Origin of the sequence: Nocardia panacis (assembly GCF_003598715.1) — a bacterium.
GTDB lineage: Bacteria > Actinomycetota > Actinomycetes > Mycobacteriales > Mycobacteriaceae > Nocardia > Nocardia panacis.
Genome location: NZ_QZFU01000006.1, coordinates 224,341 through 241,231, shown reverse-complemented (window position 1 = coordinate 241,231; position 16,891 = coordinate 224,341). Strand labels below are relative to the sequence as shown.

Sequence of the window (16,891 nt, the reverse complement as noted above, 5' to 3'; positions counted from 1 at the left end):
AGTACTTATGAAGCCGAAGATTCTGGTCGTCGACGACGATATGGCACTCGCGGAGATGCTGACGATCGTCTTGCGCGGGGAAGGGTTCGACCCGCATGTGGTCGGCGACGGCACGCAGGCACTGGCGGCGGTCCGCGAGATCCGCCCCGATCTGGTGTTGCTGGACCTGATGCTGCCCGGCATGAACGGCATCGACGTATGCCGCGTGCTGCGGGCCGATTCCGGTGTTCCGATCGTCATGCTCACGGCGAAGACGGATACCGTCGACGTCGTGCTCGGACTCGAATCCGGCGCGGACGATTACATCGTCAAACCGTTCAAGCCCAAGGAACTCGTCGCCAGGGTGCGCGCCCGCCTGCGCCGCACCGAGGAGGAGCCGGCGGAGCTGCTGTCCATCGCCGATATCGTCATCGATGTGCCCGCGCACAAGGTGACTCGCGGCGGTGCGCAGATCTCGCTCACCCCGCTGGAGTTCGACCTGCTGGTCGCGCTGGCCCGCAAACCGCGTCAGGTATTCACCCGCGAGGTGCTGCTCGAGCAGGTGTGGGGCTACCGGCACGCCGCCGATACCCGCCTGGTGAATGTGCACGTGCAGCGGCTGCGCGCCAAGGTGGAGAAGGATCCCGAGAATCCGGAGATCGTCTTGACCGTACGCGGAGTCGGTTACAAGGCCGGACCCCCGTGATCGGCAGCTTTTCGCCGAGCGGCTTCATCGCCGCTGAGTCGCCGAGCGGCTCGATCGCCGCTGTGTCGCCGAGCGGCTCGATCGCCGCTGAGGCGCGGCTGTGACCGGTGAGGTGCTGCTCAAATCCGAGCGGGCGCTGGCACCGGTCACGGCCTGGTTCCAGGCGGTCGGTATCGCCCTGGGGCACCTGTGGCGACGATCGTTGCAGCTGAGGGTGATCGTCTCGACGGTCACCCTCTCGCTGATCGTCATCACGATTCTCGGTGTCGTGCTCACCAGCCAGATCACCGATCGGCTGCTCGACGCGAAGATCAACGCCGCGGTCGAGGAGATGGATCGCGCCCGCAATACGGTGCAGAGCCAACTGGCGGGCGTGCACGATATCGGCACCCAGCAGTCCCGGCTCGCCGATGCCCGCAACGCGCTGTCCAACCGCGGCGGCACCGGCCAATCCACCGGCGCGGCAGGCAGTTTCGATTCCGCGCTCAGTATTGTCGGCGGCAATCCGCAGCAGGAGATCTCCAAGGGCCAGGTGCAGGAGGTGCCCGACGAGCTGCGCCGGTTCGTCCAGCGCAACCAGGTCAGCTATCAGTTCGCCACGGTCTCGGACCCGGACGGCTACCACGGGCGGGCGCTGATCATCGGCAGCCCGAGCGCCGAGATCCCGACCCTGGAGATCTACCTGATCTTCCCGCTGGCCAATGAGGAGCGCAGCCTCTCGCTCATGCGCTCCACCATGCTGGTCGGCGGTGGTGTCCTGCTGATCCTGCTGGCCGCCATCACCGCCCTGGTCACCCGACAGGTGGTGCTGCCCATCCGCTCGGCCGCCCGCATCGCGGGCCGCTTCGCCGACGGTCGCCTCAAAGAGCGCATGCTGGTGCGCGGCGAGGACGATATGGCGCGGCTGGCGCAGGCGTTCAACGAGATGGCCGAGAGCCTGTCCAAACAGATCAGCCAGTTGGAGGAATTCGGAAATCTCCAGCGCCGCTTCACCTCCGATGTCAGCCACGAACTGCGGACCCCGCTCACCACGGTGCGCATGGCCGCCGACCTGATCCACGGCAGCAGCGACGATCTCGAACCCGCCCTCGCGCGCAGCGCCGAACTGCTCGTCAACGAGCTGGACCGATTCGAGGGTCTGCTCAACGATCTGCTCGAGATCAGCCGCCACGACGCGGGTGTGGCCGAATTGCAGGTGGAATCGCTGGATGTGCGCATGTGTGCGCGGGCGGCCATCTCCACCGTGCGGCATCTGGCCAAGGACGCGGGCGTCGAGGTGATCGCCGACCTGCCAGAGGATCCCTTGGTCGCCGAGGTGGATCCGCGCCGCGTCGAACGGGTGCTGCGCAATCTGCTCGCCAATGCCATCGACCACAGCGAGGGCAAACCCGTCCTCATCCGGATGCGCGGGGATATCGAGGCCAACGCGGTCGCGGTGGTGGTGCGCGATCAGGGTGTCGGACTGCGACCGGGGGAGGAGAAGCTGGTCTTCAACCGGTTCTGGCGTTCGGATCCGTCCCGGATGCGGCGTTCCGGCGGCACCGGACTCGGGTTGTCCATCAGCGTCGAGGACGCCAATCTGCACGAGGGCAGGCTCGAGGCGTGGGGCGAGGTCGGTCTCGGCGCGAGTTTCCGGCTGACGCTGCCGCTGGTGCGCGGGAAGAAGCTCGGCGCCAGCCCGCTGTCGCTGGAACCGCCGCTGCGCAAGCAGACCGAGGCGGACGAACCCGGTGCGGGCGGTGCCGAATCGCCCGGCGGCGACACGGTGGTGCTGGTGGATCCGGCGGGCACGCCGGGCGATCCTTCGGGAGCCGAATTCGATCGAACCGAAACCGAATCCGATTCGGCGGGAGCCGAATCCAAGCAGGGGGCAGGTCGGTCGGATCGAACCGAATCCGATGCGGACTCGGGGTCGGCGGCAGCGGAATCCACGTCGGCACTCCATGATTCGTCCGTATGGTCCGATTCTATTGGCGGTGAAGCGAATTCGGCTCCGAAACCGAATTCGACAGGGGCCGCGAACGATTCGACTTCGGGGTCGAATTCGACCGAATCGCAACAGGATTCATCGACAGCAAGCGGAGCCGACTCGGGCGGCGATACCGCCGCCGGTGACACGGCCCACCCGCCGTCGGGTGCGCCCCGATCCGCTGATCGCGGGGACGTACAGTCATGACCGTGCGCCACCGACTCGCGGGTCCGCGCCGGGCGTCCGCGCTCGGCGCGGCGCTGTTGTCGCTGCTGCTGCTCGGCGGCTGCGCGAGCCTGCCGGAATCCTCCGCCCCGCAGGCGCTGGGCACCCTCAACCGTCAGCCCACCTCCGACGGCCCGCCGCTGCCCCTGTCCGGCCGCGACCCGGATCTGCTGCTGCGCGACTTCCTGCAAGCCACCGCCGATCCCGCCAATCGGCACCTGGCCGCCCGCCAATACATGACACCGCAGGCCGCCACCCACTGGGACGACACCGCGGGCACCGTCATCGTGGAGCGCCCCGACACCCTGCGCGAATCCCGCTCCGGCGACAAGGCCACCTATGTGATCCGCGCGCGCAAAGTCGGCGAACTCTCCGCCGACGGCGCGTACAAGGCGCTGCCCAACGATCCGCGCGAAGACAAGATCGAGATGAGCAAGGTCGACGGGGAATGGCGCATCGACGACCTGCCCGACGGCGTGATCATGGACTCCATCGCCTTCGGCAAGTCCTACCGCCGCTACGTGCTCTACTTCATCGACCCCACCGGCACCGCTCTGGTCCCCGATCTGCGCTGGATCGCCGCACCCAAAGTGCAACTCACCCAGCGGCTGCTCGGCCTGCTGAACCAGGGTCCGCAGCCCGCGCTCGCACCCGTGCTGCGCAATGAACTCGCCGCGCCGGTCGCGCTGCGCGGCCCCATCACCAAGGCCAATGGCGATCCCGAGGATGTCGGCATCGGCCTCGGCGGCGTGCACATCGACTTCTCCGGCGTGTCCCCCCTCGCCGCCCGCGACCGGGAACTGCTCGCCGCGCAGGTGGTATTGACCCTGTCCGGCGCGGATATCCTCGGCCCGTACCAGCTACTGGCCGAGGGCAAACCCCTCGACGACCGCTACGCCGCCGGCGGCTGGTCGGTGGCCGACGTGGAGGCGTTCAGCCCGAACGCCTACGCGCAGAACCGCGTCGGTCTGCACGCCCTGCGCGGCGGCGGCCTGGTGCAGGTGGACAGCGCGGGCGTCACCGCCACCCCCGGCTACTTCGGCGCGGTCAACAACCTGCAGTCGGCGGCCATCTCACCCGACGGTCAACTGGTCGCCGCCGTCGCCGCCACCGGGCGGCCCGCACCCGATCCGGCACAGACACTGATGATCGGCAGCTACGGCGGCAATGCCTTCCCCGTCGCCGAGGGCGCCACCATCAGCAGGCCGTCCTGGAATGCGGATGGCGCCGCCGCCTGGGCGGTGATCGACGGCGAACACATCATCCGGGTGGTCAACGACCGCGCCACCGGCACCGTCTCCAGGCAGGAGGTGGACATCTCGGCGCTGATCGCCGCCAATTCCGGCGCCCGCCTGCCGATCACCGAGATCCGGGTCTCGCGCACCGGGGTGCGCGCGGCGGTCATCGCCGACGGCAAGGTCTACGTCGCGGTCATCGAGCGGCACGCCGACGGCGGCTACGCGCTGACCGCCCCGCTGCCCATCGGGATCACGCTGAGCACCCGCGCCATCTCGCTGAGCTGGCTCGGGGCGGACACCATCGCCATCGCCAGGGAGGGCAATGTCGATCCGGTGTCCACGGTGTCCATCGACGGTTCGCAACCGATGCCGCAGACCACGCGCAATCTGACCGCGCCGGTCCGCGCGATCAGTGCGTCCTCCGACCGCGAATACGTCGCCGACTTCCGCGCGGTGCTCCAGTTGACCAGCAATCCGGACGGCGGCGAACCATACTGGCGTGAGGAACCGGGGTTGGGGGAGAACGCGATTCCGGTGCTGCCCGGTTGAGGATTGTCGCCTTCGGCGGTGCGCTGTGGATTGTTGCTGTCGGTTGTGCGCTGAGCCTCTCTCGCGCCTGATCGGCGCTGCAGGCGAAGACCCGCGCACGGCCGGAGGCGAATGCGGGGTACGCCAATGGACGCTGTCGGCGTAGCCGTCTTTAGACTTGCGCATGGCCGGAGCGAAGGCGGAGGTACGCCTAAACTCGCCGGATGCGAACGCTTCTGGACCTGGTGCTGCCTGCATCCTGCGGCGGCTGCGACACGCCAGGCGTCGACTGGTGCACGGACTGCGCGGCGGAACTGAGCCGCGACCCGATCCGGTTGCGTCCGCGCTCGGATCCCGGCGTCCCGTGCTGGGCGCTCGGCCCGTATCGCGGCGCGGCCCGGCGCGCGGTGCTCGCCGCCAAGGAGCGCGGTCGCCGGGATCTGGCCGCACCGCTGGGCGTAGCGCTGGCCCGTGCGCTATCCACGCTGCGCGCGAAAGATCGTCCACTGATGGTGGTTCCGGCGCCGAGCAGGCGGGCCGCCGCCCGGCGGCGCGGCGGCGATCCGGTCCTGCGCGCGGCCCGCGCCGCCACCGGTTGGCTGCACGATTGCCAGGTGGTCCCGCTTGCGCGAACCCGATGGTATGTGCGTGATTCTGTGGGGTTGACAACACGTGAACGCCATCACAACCTACACGGGCGAATTATTGTCGCCCCCGCCGCTGTGAACTCCGCCCAGATTCCCGAAAATGTCGAGGTCGTGCTGGTCGACGACGTGCTGACCACCGGCGCGACCGCCACGGAGACCGTGCGCGCGCTGAGTCGAGTGGGCCTGCGCACCCGCGCGGTGCTGGTGGTGTGCGGAGCCTAACGTCGAGAAATTCCCGTGAACACTGGCGGTCCGCTCGATGGCGTACTAGCGTCGCGATCACACACCGAACGGGAAGTTTGGAGGTGGTGCCCCGGACTCTGAGTGCCGGGCGAATTCCGTCTCTCGGCACGGCAAGCCCCGCCGCACGCGAATCGGTCTGTGCGGCCATATTCGGGAGGTACGCGCGTGACGACTTCTTCACGACCTTCAGTGAAAGACGCCGAAACCTCGGTGCTGGATGTCAGCCCGATGGACGCGGCAGAGATACCCGTAGCGGAACAGATGCGCGCACCGCGCGCCGACGTCGTCGTCAAAGGACGCAACGTCGAGGTTCCCGATCATTTCCGAATCTATGTCGCGGAGAAATTGTCCAGGCTCGAGCGCTTCGATCCGTCGATCTTCCTGTTCGACGTCGAACTGTTCCACGAGCGAAATCGCCGCCAGCGCAAGGCATGTCAGCGTGTGGAGATCACCGCGCGCGGTAAGGGGCCGGTCGTGCGCGCCGAGGCGTGCGCCGACAGCTTCTACGCCGCCCTGGAGTCGGTGACGGCCAAGCTGGAGAGCCGCCTGCGCCGCACCAAAGATAGGCGGCGGGTGCACTACGGCGAGAAGACTCCGGTCTCGGTCGCCGAGGCCACCGCGGAACTGATCGACGACGCACTGTTCGAGCGGCCGGATTCCGCCGCCGCCCACGAGCACGGCGAGCATGGCGCGCAGGAAGGCCCCGGCCATATCGTGCGCACCAAGATCCACTCCGCGAGTCCGATGTCCGTCGACGACGCCCTCTACCAGATGGAGCTCGTTGGACACGATTTCTTCCTCTTCCACGATCAGGCCACCGACCGACCGTCGGTTGTCTATCGGCGGCACGCCTTCGACTACGGCCTCATCCGGCTCGCGTAGCGAGTTCCCGCCGTAGGTTCCTAGGATCGCCCATCGCGGAAAAAGGTCTTGTGCAACAAGGAATTTCGCCGCGGTGGGCGCAAAGCCCGCAGCATCACCAGATCCGCGAAACTCTCCGCGTCACGTTCGCGGGCGGTGCCGTAATCGGTGCGGCCGAGCACCTGCGCGATCGACTCCAGCGAGATCGATGGCAGTAGTTCGGCGACCGCGGCCAAGGTCTGCTCGGGTACCGCGGGCGCCGACGGTTCCGGCTCCGCGCCGTGACCGAGCAGCATATGCCCCAGTTCGTGCACGACAATGTGTTCGGCGTGCCACTGGGTGGTGTCCGCGCCGTAGACGATCAGATCGGCGTCGCGCCGGGCGATCCACAACCCGCTGCCGGTGCCGCAGCCGTCGCCGGCGAGCAGGCCCGCGTCGACCGGATGCAGGGTGATCGGCCTGCCGCGATGGGCGGCGACCCGCTCGACATAGTCGCTCAGCCGCCACGGGTGCGGAATCGACACGGTGTGCGCGAGGGCGGCGAAGCGTTCCTCGATACCGGCCATGCGCCCATCTCCCTAGTCCGCGTCGGGAGACGATGCTACCCAGTGGGCGGATCGATCACCTCGTCGAGGATGCGGGCCAGTGCCGCGCGATCGACGGCCGACCCGCGCAGTGCGACGCTGGCGATATTCGCATCGCGCATGGTGGCGAGCAGTTCGAGTTCGCGATCGATCGCGGCGGCCGCCGCGCCCGAGGTCCTCAGGTAGTCCGGCGCCACGCCGAACGCGGTGGCGATGGCCGCGAGGATTTCGACATCCGCTGTGGACCAATGGGTTTCGGTGTCGCGCTCGCCGCGGCGCAGCCGCTCGAGATATATCGGCGCCCCAGTGCGCGCCAATAGGGCACTGACCTGTTCGGCGACCGCCGCGTTGTCGCGTTCCGGAGCCGAGCGCGGGTGCAGCACCGCGAAGAGGCGATTGACCTTGCTGCTCAGCGGCAGCGGTGCCTCGCTCATGCGATCCTCTGTCCTTGGTCGCCTGTCAACACAGCAGGCCGGCGGTCGCGTGTCAACGCTGCCCGCCATTGGCCGTTTGCCAGCGCAGTCGGAAGCGGGTCTCGGTCGCGGCGTCCGCATCCTCGGCGCGTCCGGCCAACCAGCGCCGGTAGCGGCGTTCCTCGATCTCGGTGGCGGCATCGGATTCGGTGTCGACGGGTCGTTCGAGCAGGTGGGCGAAGGCCATTTCGACCAGTGGATGCAGTGGGCGGCCGGGGCCGCCATTGCGTTCCAGTATGGTGGTGGCGTAGCGGGCGGACAGGCGCGACACCACCCGGTTGAGTTCCGCGATCGCCGACATCACGGCGGGTTCGGCGGTGGCGCCGCGTTCCACCGCATCATTGAGCCTGCCCGAGGCGGCGAGCAGCCCGGTCAGGTCGGCGATATCGAAGCGGATGGAGTCCGGTCCGGCGACCACCGATTCGCCCGGCCGCTCGTGCGCGACCGGCTCCTCGGGTGTGGGATCCCCGCCCGCGTAGGTGCGCGCCGCGCTGCCCGCCCGCCAGCGCAGCGGCGCGTCGAGTTTGTTCAGAGTGCCCGCGCTGATGACGGCGATCCCGTCCTCGATCTTGCGAATCGTCGGCGCGGACGGCCCGCCGAGTTCGCCGATCTGGAGTTGGGTGAGCCCGAGTTCATCGCGTCGTTCCCGGAGCATGCGTCCGAAACGCCGCTGCCGCTCCGGCTCGGAAGTGCGCTGCATAGTGCCCGAATCCTACTGTCATGCGCGCATATCAGACAACTTGATAGAAAATTTTTGGGAACTTCTCAGAAATATTGCTACTGTCGAGTAGCGCGCCCAACCACCCCGGCTCAACGGATCAGGAGGGGATCGCTGAGCCGCCCGGCCCGCAAAACACCGAAGGCACCCACGGAAAACCGTGGGTGCCTTCGGTTTGGGGCTATCAGTCCAGTTTGCGGTAGATCTCCCGGCGGTGGCCCACATCGATCACCAGGATCACCAGTCGGCCGTCATCGATGCGGTACACCGCTCGAAAGTTGCCGCAGCGCAGTCGGTAGAGCCCCGATTGGCCGGTCAGCGGCTTGACCGCGGCGTTCGGCGCGTACGGGTCATTGCCGAGGGAGGTCAGGGCATTGAGCAGTGCGATCGCATCGGCCTGGGGAATCGCGCGCAGGCTGCGTTGGGCGGCAGGGCGAAATTCGAAGGCATACTTCATGCGGCACCCGAGGTGGGCTCCTGGAGGATCTCGGCGTACATGTCGGTCAGGCTCTTGCCGGGGTCGGTCCTGTCGTCGGCGATGGCCTGCGCCGCGATGCGGCCGAGCTGCTCATCTTCCCAATCCTCGAGTTTGTCCAGCATGTAGGTCGGTACGAATGCGCCGACCGGTATACCGCCCCTGGTTACCACGGTGACGTGTCCGTCCTCGACCGCCGCGTCGACGACCCTGGCTAGGCTCGCGCGGAATTCGCGAATGGTGAGTGTGTCGTCCATGAAGGAAGTGTACACGCTGATGTGTACACAGGGGATGTCGGCATTGAACGCCGAAGGCACCCACGGAAAACCGTGGGTGCCTTCGGTGTTCGAGGTCAGCGGTGGCGGCGGGGGGTTTTGGGTTGGCGGGGGGTGCGGGTTTGGGCTCGGGCGGCCTCGCGGCGTTCGCGGCGGGTGGTGCCGTCGCCGTATTCGTCGGCGTCATCGTGGACGGCGGCGTGGCCGCCCTCGTCGGGGCCGGAGTAGCGCAGGCCGTGCGGGTCCGTCTCGTCGATACCCCTGGCGCGCAGCGCGGCGGGGGCCGCGCTGCCGTTGGGGATGGCGTCGGTGGGGAGCGCCGGGCGGCTCGGCATGGCGCCGACGGGGGAGCGCAGGCCGGGATCGATCGCGACACCCTCGGGCTGGGGCTGCTGCACCTCGACCTGAAGGTTGAACAGGAAGCCGACCGACTCCTCTTTCAACCCCTCGAGCATCGCGGCGAACATATCGAAACCCTCGCGCTGATACTCGACCAGCGGATCGCGCTGGGCCATCGCGCGCAGGCCGATACCCTCCTTGAGGTAGTCCATCTCGTAGAGATGTTCGCGCCACTTGCGATCCAGCACCGACAGCAGCACCTGGCGTTCCAGCGTGCGCATCGAACCCTCGCCCGCCATACCGTCGATATTCTGCTCGCGCTGCTCGTAGGCGTCGTGCGAATCATCGAGCAGCGCCTCGGTCAGCTCCTCGCGCGTCAGGTCGTTGGCGCCCTCGTCGCCGACCAGGTTGTGATAGTCGACCTGCACCGGGTACAGCGTCTTCAACGCGGTCCAGAGCTTGTCCAGATCCCAGTCCTCGACGTAACCCTCGCCGGTCGCGCCATCGACGTAGGCGGTGATCACATCGGTGATCATCTCCTGGACCTGGCCCTCCATATCCTCGCCGCGCAGAATCCGATTGCGCTCGCCGTAGATGACGGTGCGCTGCTGATTCATCACCTCGTCGTACTTGAGGACGTTCTTGCGGATCTCGAAGTTCTGCTGCTCGACCTGGGTCTGGGCGCTCTTGATCGCCTTGGACACCATCTTGGCCTCGATCGGCACGTCATCGGGCAGATTCAGCCTGGTCATGATGGCCTCGAGCGCCGCGCCGTTGAAGCGGCGCATCAACTCGTCACCCAGCGACAGGTAGAAGCGGGATTCGCCAGGGTCGCCCTGGCGTCCGGAGCGGCCGCGCAACTGGTTGTCGATGCGTCGCGACTCGTGGCGCTCGGTGCCGAGCACGTAGAGTCCGCCCGCGTCGCGCACCGCGTCGGCATCCGCCTCGGTCTGCGCCTTGACCTGCTCGAGGGTGGGCAACCAGGCGCCCTGGTAGTCCTCGGGGGTGAACACCGGGTCCAGGCCCTGCTTGCGCAGCAGGATGTCGGCGATGATGTCCGGGTTGCCGCCGAGCACGATATCGGTGCCGCGCCCGGCCATATTGGTGGCGACGGTGACCGCGCCGGGCCGCCCGGCCTCGGCGATGATCTCCGCCTCCTGCTCGTGGAATTTGGCGTTGAGCACGTTGTGCGGGATACCGCGCTTGGTGAACTGCTTGGACAGATACTCCGAGCGCTCCACGCTGGTGGTGCCGATCAGCACCGGCTGACCCTTCTCGTGCCGCTCGGTGACATCGTCGACGACGGCGGAGAACTTGGCCTCTTCGGTCTTGTAGATCAGGTCCGACTGGTCCTGGCGGACCATCGGCTTGTTGGTGGGGATCGGCACCACGCCGAGCGCGTAGATCTGGTGCAGTTCGGCGGCCTCGGTCTCGGCGGTGCCGGTCATCCCGGACAGCTTGTCGTAGAGGCGGAAGTAGTTCTGCAGCGTGATGGTGGCCAGGGTCTGATTCTCCGGCTGGATCTCGACCTTCTCCTTGGCCTCGATCGCCTGGTGCATACCCTCGTTGTAGCGGCGGCCGACCAGGATGCGTCCGGTGAACTCGTCGACGATGATGACCTCGCCGTCGCGGACGATGTAGTCCTTGTCGCGGGCGTAGAGCTCCTTGGCCTTGACGGCATTGTTCAGGTAGCTGACCAGCGGCGAGTTGGCGGCCTCGTAGAGGTTGTCGATGCCGAGTTGATCCTCGACGAATTCCACGCCCGCCTCGTGCACCCCGATGGTGCGCTTCTTGATGTCGACCTCGTAGTGCAGGTCCTTCTTCAGCAGCGGCGCGATGCGCGCGAATTCGGCGTACCACTTGGAGGAGGCGTCGGCGGGGCCGGAGATGATCAGCGGGGTGCGGGCCTCGTCGATCAGGATCGAGTCGACCTCGTCGACCACGGCGAAATTGTGCCCGCGCTGGACCAGATCGTCCAGGGAGTGGGTCATGTTGTCGCGCAGGTAGTCGAAGCCGAATTCGTTGTTGGTGCCGTAGGTGATGTCGGAGGCGTAGGACTCGCGCCGCTCGGCGGGGGTCATGCCCGAGAGGATCACCCCGACGCTCATACCGAGGAAGCGGTGCACGCGGCCCATCCACTCGGCGTCGCGCTTGGCGAGGTAGTCGTTGACGGTGACGACATGCACGCCCTTGCCACTGATGGCATTGAGGTAGGCGGGCAGCACACAGGTGAGCGTTTTGCCCTCGCCGGTTTTCATCTCGGAGATATTGCCGAGATGCAGGGCCGCGCCGCCCATGATCTGCACCCGGTAGTGCTTCTGGTTCAGCACGCGCCAGGACGCCTCGCGCGCCACAGCGAACGCCTCGAGCAGCAGGTCGTCCAGGGATTCGCCCTCGGCGTGGCGTTCGCGGAACTCTTGGGTCTTCTCGCGCAGTTGCGCGTCGGTGAGCTCCTCGTATTCGGGACCGATGGCGATGACCTCGTCGGCGAGATGCGCGAGCCGCTTGACGATGCGACCCTCACCAATCCGTAGCAACCTCGTCAGTGTCAGCGCAGGCACGGGTCTCGTCAGTCCTCTGGTCGGTGGGTATGAACGGCGCGCGGGCGCATTCATGCTAATGCGGCACCCATGGTAAGCGTCGAAGAGCGACGATGCGCCGCCTCACCCCCGTGCCCGCCTGGATGCCCCGCCTGACCCCACCGTACCCGGCGCGTCGTGTTCTGGGAGGCGAGCCGCGCGGCTCGCCGACTGGGTACCGTCGATGCCGGTGTGGTCGAATCGAATTCGCAGCACGACGACTGCGCGGCGGAAGGAGCGGCGGGGAGCGTGATCACCAGATTGACGCCGCAGGACGCGGCGTTCTACCGACTCGAGTCCAGTAGCAATCCGATCCATATCGGCTCGCTGGCCATTGTCGGCAGCGGGGATATCGAGGGTGCGTCCCCGCCCGACTACGACCGGCTGGTGGATCTGGTGGGGCGTCGACTCGCGCTGGTGCCGCGCTATCGGCGCAAGGTGCGCGAGATCCCGTTCGCGCTGGGCCGTCCGGTGTGGGTGGAGGACAGCGCCTTCGATGTGACGTACCACATTCGGCGCGCGGCGCTGCCGGCTCCCGGCACCGACGAGCAGTTGCACGATCTGGTGGCCCGGCTCGCGTCGCGACCCTTGGATGTGACGCGGCCGCTGTGGGAGATGTACCTGATCGAGGGACTGTCCGACGGGCGGGTGGCGATATTCACGAAATCGCATTCGGCGCTGGTCGACGGGGAGGAGGCGCTGGAGATCGGTCACGTGATCCTCGACTCCGGCCCGTCGCCGCGCGGCCTGGCCGATGACGCCTGGCTGGCCCCGCGCGAACCCAGTGAGACCGAACTACTGGTCGGCGCGCTGGCCAAGTTGGCGGCTCGGCCGCGCGAGGCGCTGGATCTGGTGCGCGCCAGAGGTTCCGACGCGATCGGCGTGACGGGCAAGGCGGTGGGTTCGGCGCTGTCCGCGGTGCGCGGCGCGCCCGAGAGTCCGCTGAAGGTGCGGACCTCGCGGCATCGCCGCTTCGCGGTGGTGCGCACCGACCTGGACGACTACCGCAGGATCCGCCGCCGCTTCGACTGCACCACCAATGACGCCATCCTGGCCGTGGTGACGGGTGCGCTGCGCAACTGGCTGCTCTCGCGCGGCGAGGCGTTGACCGAATGCAGCACGCTGCGCGCGGTGGTGCCGATGTCGGTGTACGTGGATCGTCCCGGCGCGACGCAGTTGCGGCCCGAGCGCGAGGTGTCCTCGGTACTGCTGGATCTGCCGGTGGGCGAACCGAATCCGGTGATGCGGCTGTCGCATATCGCGCATGCCACCGAGGCGAGCGGTCGGCGGCGGCGCGGGGTGCGCGCCCGCACGCTGGTGCGGATGGCCGGGTTCGCGCCCGCCAGCCTGCACGCGATGAGTGTGCGCGCGGCGAGTACGTTCGCAGAACACACGTTCAATCTGGTGATCACCAATGCGCCGGGTCCGCAGACGCCGATGTATATCGGCGGCGCGCGGATGCTGGAGATGTATCCGGTGTCGCCGCTGCTGCGCAATCAGGCGTCGAGTATCGGGATCACGTCCTATGACGGGCGGGTCTGCTACGGGCTCAACGCCGACCGCGATGCGATGGCCGATATCGGCGTGCTCGCCGCGTCGGTGCACGAATCGATGGAGGAGATGCTCGGTGCCTGTCTCTGATCAGCGCGCGATGCGGGTCTATGTGCCCGCCACCGTGCCGATGCTGCGTGAACTGGTGGCCGACCGGGAATTGCGCGCGGTCGGCGGCACCGCTTTCGCGGTGACCCCGGCGCTGCGCGAGGCGTACGCCTCGGGTGATGACGAGGAGTTGGCCGAGGTCGCGATGGGGGAGGCGGCGCGGGCGGCGCTGCGGTTGCTGGTGGCCGAGCGTGAGGACGCCAAACCCGACGATCCGAGTCCGGTGTATCGGCGCGCGGTGGTCGCGGCCGATGTCGTCGGGGTCGCGTTGCGTCCGGATCTGGATGACGCGGTGGTGCGCCTTTCCGGCCCGATCTCCTATTCGAAGATCGCCTCGGTGCATGTGGATCTGGCCGAGGCCGAGCCCGCGGTGGCCAAGGCGGTCGATGTCGTCGATGCCGCCGATTTGGGTGACGCGGACGCGGAGTTCGTGCTCGGCGACGCCGAGGATCATCAACTGGCCTGGTACGCGGCGCAGGAACTGCCGTTCCTGTTGGATCTGCTGTAGCCGTGCGAGCTCTGAGCAGGGCGGCAACGTGGGGCCGCCATCCGAACCTACGATGCCGTAACCTGAGGGCGAACGGGTGGTTTCGGTACGAGGGAGACGAACGGCGGCGATGAGTTCGAAACGCGTGGCAAGGTCGGTGCGGGGTGTGCGGCAGTGGCTGGAAGCGCCCGCGGCGGAGGTGGCCGAACGGGGTGGCAGGCTGAATGTGCTGCGCGGCGCGGTGGCGCGGGTCACGACGCCGCTGCTGCCCGACGACTATCTGCATCTGGCCAATCCGCTGTGGTCGGCGCGGGAGTTGCGCGGTCGGATCGTGCAGGTGCGCGCGGAGACGGTCGATTCGGCGACGCTGGTGATCCGGCCGGGTTGGGGTTTCGATTTCAAGTTCGAGCCGGGCCAGTACATCGGTATCGGCATCCTGGTCGACGGGCGCTGGCATTGGCGTTCGTATTCGCTGACCTGCCCCCCGAATTGGCAGGAGTCCAAGCCGGGCGGGAAGAGCCACAGCAAGCGCCTGATCTCCATCGCGGTGAAGGCGATGCCGGAGGGTTTCCTGTCCAGCCATCTGGTCAGCGGGGTTCCGGTGGGCACGATCGTGCGGCTGGCCGCGCCGCAGGGCGGGTTCGTGCTGCCGTATCCGCCGCCGGAGCGAGTGCTGTTCCTGACGGCGGGCAGTGGCATCACCCCGGTCATGTCGATGCTGCGATCCATGGCCCGCCGCGAGGTGATGACGGATGTGCGGCATATCCATTCGGCGCGCACCGAGGCCGATGTCATGTTCGGCGCGGAGTTGAGCGCCATGCACGAGCGGTATCCGAACTTCGCGGTGCATCGGCACCTGACCGGCGAATCGGGCAAATTCCCGCTGGCCGCGTTGGATGAGGTGGCCGCCGACTGGCGTGAGCGCCAGACCTGGGCCTGCGGTCCGGCCGCCATGCTCGACGATATCGAGCAGCACTGGCGCGCGGCCGGTGTCGCGGATCGGCTGCATGTGGAGCGATTCGAGATCGAGCGGTCGGCGGTGGGCGCGGGCGGCACGGTGAGCTTCGCCAAATCCGAGCGCACCGCGATGGTCGACGGGGCGACGAGCCTGCTGGAGGCGGGGGAGTCGGCGGGGGTTCGGATGCCGTTCGGCTGCCGGATGGGGATCTGTCAAACCTGTGTCGTCACACTGAGTTCGGGATACGCCACGGATCTGCGCAATGGGGAGGAGCGCCGCGAGGGCGACAAGGTGCAGACCTGCATCTCCGCCGCCGCGGGCGACTGCACGCTCGACGTCTGAGTCGAGACGCCGAATCGACGCCGAACCGGACGGCCGGATCGACGGGTACCCTCGAAGCCAATTCGCGTAGGGAAAGGGACCTCGGTGGCCATCACCGATATTCAGGCATTCGCCCATCTCACGGCGGCCGACATCGAAACACTGGGCCGGGAGCTCGACGCGGTGCGTCGCGATATCGAGCTCTCGCGCGGTGCGCGTGACGCGAAATACATTCGCCGCACGATCGCCGCGCAGCGCGGACTCGAGGTGGTCGGGCGCGCGGTGCTGTTCGGTAGCCGCACGCGTTGGGCCTGGCTCACCGGGACCGCGCTGCTGTCGCTGTCCAAGATCATCGAGAATATGGAGCTCGGGCACAATGTCGCCCACGGGCAATGGGATTGGATGAACGATCCGGAAATCCATTCCAGCACCTGGGAGTGGGATATGACCGGGCCGTCGGCGCACTGGCGGCGCGCGCACAACTACTCCCACCACACCTACACCAATGTGCTCGGCATGGACGAGGATCTCGGTTTCGGCATCCTGCGCATGACCCGCGACGAGCAGTGGCAACCCAAACATCTGGTGCAGCCGCTGGCCAATCTGCTGCTGGCGGCCACCTTCGAGTGGGGTATCGCCCTGCACGACTGGACAATCGAGAAAGAGCTCACCGGCGTGCCGCGTTTCCAACTGGATTCGCCGCCGAATAAGGAGTTCGCACGCAAGATCCTGCGTCAGGTCGGCAAGGATTTCCTGGTCTTCCCGCTGCTCACCGGTCCGGCTTGGCGCTCGACGCTCAAAGCCAATGCCACCGCGAATCTGGTGCGCAACCTGTGGGCGTACGCGGTGATCTTCTGCGGTCATTTCCCGGACGGCGCGGAGAAGTTCACCGTCGAGCAGTTGAAGGGCGAGACCGGCGGCGAATGGTATCTCCGGCAGATGTTGGGCAGCGCCAATTTCAAGGCGGGTCCGGTGATGGCGTTCATGAGCGGCAATCTCTGCTACCAGATCGAACATCATCTTTTCCCGGATCTGCCGAGCAATCGCTATCCGGAGATCGCCGCGCGGGTGCGCGAGCTGTGCGACAAGTACGACCTGCCGTATACGACGGGCTCGCTCGGTAAGCAGTATCTGTTGGCGTTCCGCACGATTCACAAGCTCGCGCTGCCGGACCGCTTCCTCAAGCGCACGGCCGACGACGCGCCCGAGACCTCCTCCGAACGCAAGTTCGCGGGTATCACGCTGCCCTCGCTGCCCGGTGCGGTCCGCAGCGAGGGGCACTGGCTGGAAAGCCATTGGCTGGGTGTGGATCCGGAGACGGGTCGGTATCGGGGGCTGCGTTCGGCGCTGCGTGAGGCCAAGGCGGCGCTCGAGGAGAAGGCGCGCCACGAGAAGCAGGTGTTGCGCGAGGCCAAGGCGGCGCTGCGGGAGCGGGCGCGCCACGAGCGGCAGGCGCTGCGCGCGGCGACGGCGGCATTGCGGGAGCGAGCCGAGCAGGAGAAGTCGGCGTTGCGTCGGAAAGCCCTGCGGGAGAAGGCAATGCGGCGACGCGAGCATAGTGCGTGGCGGGCGCGGTCGCAATAAGGTATTTGCCACAGCCTCGGCGGCGCTCCCGATAACCTACGGT

General features: G+C 67.5%; 15 protein-coding genes. 9 read left to right on the top strand and 6 right to left on the bottom strand.

The window, feature by feature from the left end; all coding sequences use genetic code 11:
* Positions 1 to 7 precede the first annotated feature (7 nt).
* From mtrA to hpf, 5 genes are all read left to right on the top strand, one after another.
* Entirely contained in the window at positions 8 to 685 is a 678-nt protein-coding gene (gene mtrA, locus D5S18_RS01490) for an MtrAB system response regulator MtrA (RefSeq protein WP_062984230.1), read from the top strand.
* Between the two features lie 100 nt (positions 686 to 785).
* Entirely contained in the window at positions 786 to 2,861 is a 2,076-nt protein-coding gene (gene mtrB / locus D5S18_RS01485; protein WP_439651065.1) for an MtrAB system histidine kinase MtrB, read from the top strand.
* On the top strand, positions 2,858 to 4,666 hold the full coding sequence (gene lpqB, locus D5S18_RS01480) for an MtrAB system accessory lipoprotein LpqB (RefSeq protein WP_120037117.1): 1,809 nt from the start codon (positions 2,858 to 2,860) through the stop codon (positions 4,664 to 4,666). Before mtrB ends, lpqB begins: the two co-directional genes overlap by 4 nt.
* Positions 4,667 to 4,869: 203 nt before the next feature.
* The gene (locus tag D5S18_RS01475) at positions 4,870 to 5,514 is read left to right on the top strand and encodes a ComF family protein (RefSeq protein ID WP_120037115.1); all 645 of its coding nucleotides are present in this window, start codon (positions 4,870 to 4,872) and stop codon (positions 5,512 to 5,514) included.
* A gap of 249 nt (positions 5,515 to 5,763) precedes the next feature.
* A complete protein-coding gene (hpf, locus tag D5S18_RS01470; RefSeq protein WP_120037351.1) occupies positions 5,764 to 6,417 on the top strand; it encodes a ribosome hibernation-promoting factor, HPF/YfiA family in 654 nt (217 codons plus the stop codon).
* A gap of 20 nt (positions 6,418 to 6,437) precedes the next feature.
* On the opposite strand, the gene D5S18_RS01465 is transcribed toward hpf, so the two are convergent.
* From D5S18_RS01465 to secA, 6 genes are all read right to left on the bottom strand, one after another.
* Positions 6,438 to 6,962: a hypothetical protein gene (locus D5S18_RS01465; protein ID WP_120037113.1), complete on the bottom strand. Its 525-nt coding sequence runs from the start codon at positions 6,960 to 6,962 to the stop codon at positions 6,438 to 6,440.
* 35 nt (positions 6,963 to 6,997) lie between these two features.
* Positions 6,998 to 7,414 (bottom strand): hypothetical protein, encoded by a 417-nt coding sequence (locus D5S18_RS01460; RefSeq protein WP_120037111.1) that lies wholly within the window; start codon positions 7,412 to 7,414, stop codon positions 6,998 to 7,000.
* Between the two features lie 52 nt (positions 7,415 to 7,466).
* Positions 7,467 to 8,153: a helix-turn-helix domain-containing protein gene (locus D5S18_RS01455; protein ID WP_120037109.1), complete on the bottom strand. Its 687-nt coding sequence runs from the start codon at positions 8,151 to 8,153 to the stop codon at positions 7,467 to 7,469.
* Between the two features lie 202 nt (positions 8,154 to 8,355).
* A complete protein-coding gene (locus D5S18_RS01450; RefSeq protein ID WP_120037107.1) occupies positions 8,356 to 8,628 on the bottom strand; it encodes a type II toxin-antitoxin system RelE family toxin in 273 nt (90 codons plus the stop codon).
* Positions 8,625 to 8,903, bottom strand: a complete 279-nt coding sequence (locus tag D5S18_RS01445) for a type II toxin-antitoxin system Phd/YefM family antitoxin (protein ID WP_147403809.1) — start codon at positions 8,901 to 8,903, stop codon at positions 8,625 to 8,627. The genes D5S18_RS01450 and D5S18_RS01445 overlap by 4 nt, the downstream gene beginning before the upstream one ends.
* 95 nt (positions 8,904 to 8,998) lie before the next feature.
* The gene (secA, locus tag D5S18_RS01440) at positions 8,999 to 11,821 is read right to left on the bottom strand and encodes a preprotein translocase subunit SecA (protein WP_120037103.1); all 2,823 of its coding nucleotides are present in this window, start codon (positions 11,819 to 11,821) and stop codon (positions 8,999 to 9,001) included.
* Between the two features lie 267 nt (positions 11,822 to 12,088).
* Between secA and D5S18_RS01435 the strand changes: the two genes are divergently transcribed.
* The 4 genes from D5S18_RS01435 (at position 12,089) to D5S18_RS01420 (ending at position 16,848) form a co-directional block, all read left to right on the top strand.
* Positions 12,089 to 13,480 carry a WS/DGAT/MGAT family O-acyltransferase gene (locus tag D5S18_RS01435; protein ID WP_120037347.1) on the top strand — a complete coding sequence of 464 codons (1,392 nt, stop codon included), beginning with the start codon at positions 12,089 to 12,091 and terminating at the stop codon, positions 13,478 to 13,480.
* 10 nt (positions 13,481 to 13,490) lie between these two features.
* Positions 13,491 to 14,006, top strand: coding sequence for a DUF6912 family protein (locus tag D5S18_RS01430; RefSeq protein ID WP_120037350.1), 516 nt, complete (start codon positions 13,491 to 13,493; stop codon positions 14,004 to 14,006).
* Between the two features lie 109 nt (positions 14,007 to 14,115).
* Positions 14,116 to 15,285 carry a ferredoxin reductase gene (locus tag D5S18_RS01425; protein WP_120037101.1) on the top strand — a complete coding sequence of 390 codons (1,170 nt, stop codon included), beginning with the start codon at positions 14,116 to 14,118 and terminating at the stop codon, positions 15,283 to 15,285.
* Between the two features lie 84 nt (positions 15,286 to 15,369).
* A complete protein-coding gene (locus tag D5S18_RS01420) occupies positions 15,370 to 16,848 on the top strand; it encodes a fatty acid desaturase (protein WP_120037099.1) in 1,479 nt (492 codons plus the stop codon).
* Positions 16,849 to 16,891 lie beyond the last annotated feature (43 nt).

Bases quoted from the DNA above. Each gene is read 5' to 3' on its own strand.
- hpf (WP_120037351.1), top strand. From the start codon at position 5,764: ATGGACGCGGCAGAGATACCCGTAGCGGAACAGATGCGCGCACCGCGC.
- D5S18_RS01460 (WP_120037111.1), bottom strand. From the start codon at position 7,414: ATGAGCGAGGCACCGCTGCCGCTGAGCAGCAAGGTCAATCGCCTCTTC.
- D5S18_RS01450 (WP_120037107.1), bottom strand. From the start codon at position 8,628: ATGAAGTATGCCTTCGAATTTCGCCCTGCCGCCCAACGCAGCCTGCGC.
- D5S18_RS01430 (WP_120037350.1), top strand. From the start codon at position 13,491: ATGCGGGTCTATGTGCCCGCCACCGTGCCGATGCTGCGTGAACTGGTG.
- D5S18_RS01465 (WP_120037113.1), bottom strand. From the start codon at position 6,962: ATGGCCGGTATCGAGGAACGCTTCGCCGCCCTCGCGCACACCGTGTCG.
- mtrA (WP_062984230.1), top strand. From the start codon at position 8: ATGAAGCCGAAGATTCTGGTCGTCGACGACGATATGGCACTCGCGGAG.
- D5S18_RS01425 (WP_120037101.1), top strand. From the start codon at position 14,116: ATGAGTTCGAAACGCGTGGCAAGGTCGGTGCGGGGTGTGCGGCAGTGG.
- D5S18_RS01445 (WP_147403809.1), bottom strand. From the start codon at position 8,903: ATGGACGACACACTCACCATTCGCGAATTCCGCGCGAGCCTAGCCAGG.
- lpqB (WP_120037117.1), top strand. From the start codon at position 2,858: ATGACCGTGCGCCACCGACTCGCGGGTCCGCGCCGGGCGTCCGCGCTC.
- D5S18_RS01455 (WP_120037109.1), bottom strand. From the start codon at position 8,153: ATGCAGCGCACTTCCGAGCCGGAGCGGCAGCGGCGTTTCGGACGCATG.
- D5S18_RS01475 (WP_120037115.1), top strand. From the start codon at position 4,870: ATGCGAACGCTTCTGGACCTGGTGCTGCCTGCATCCTGCGGCGGCTGC.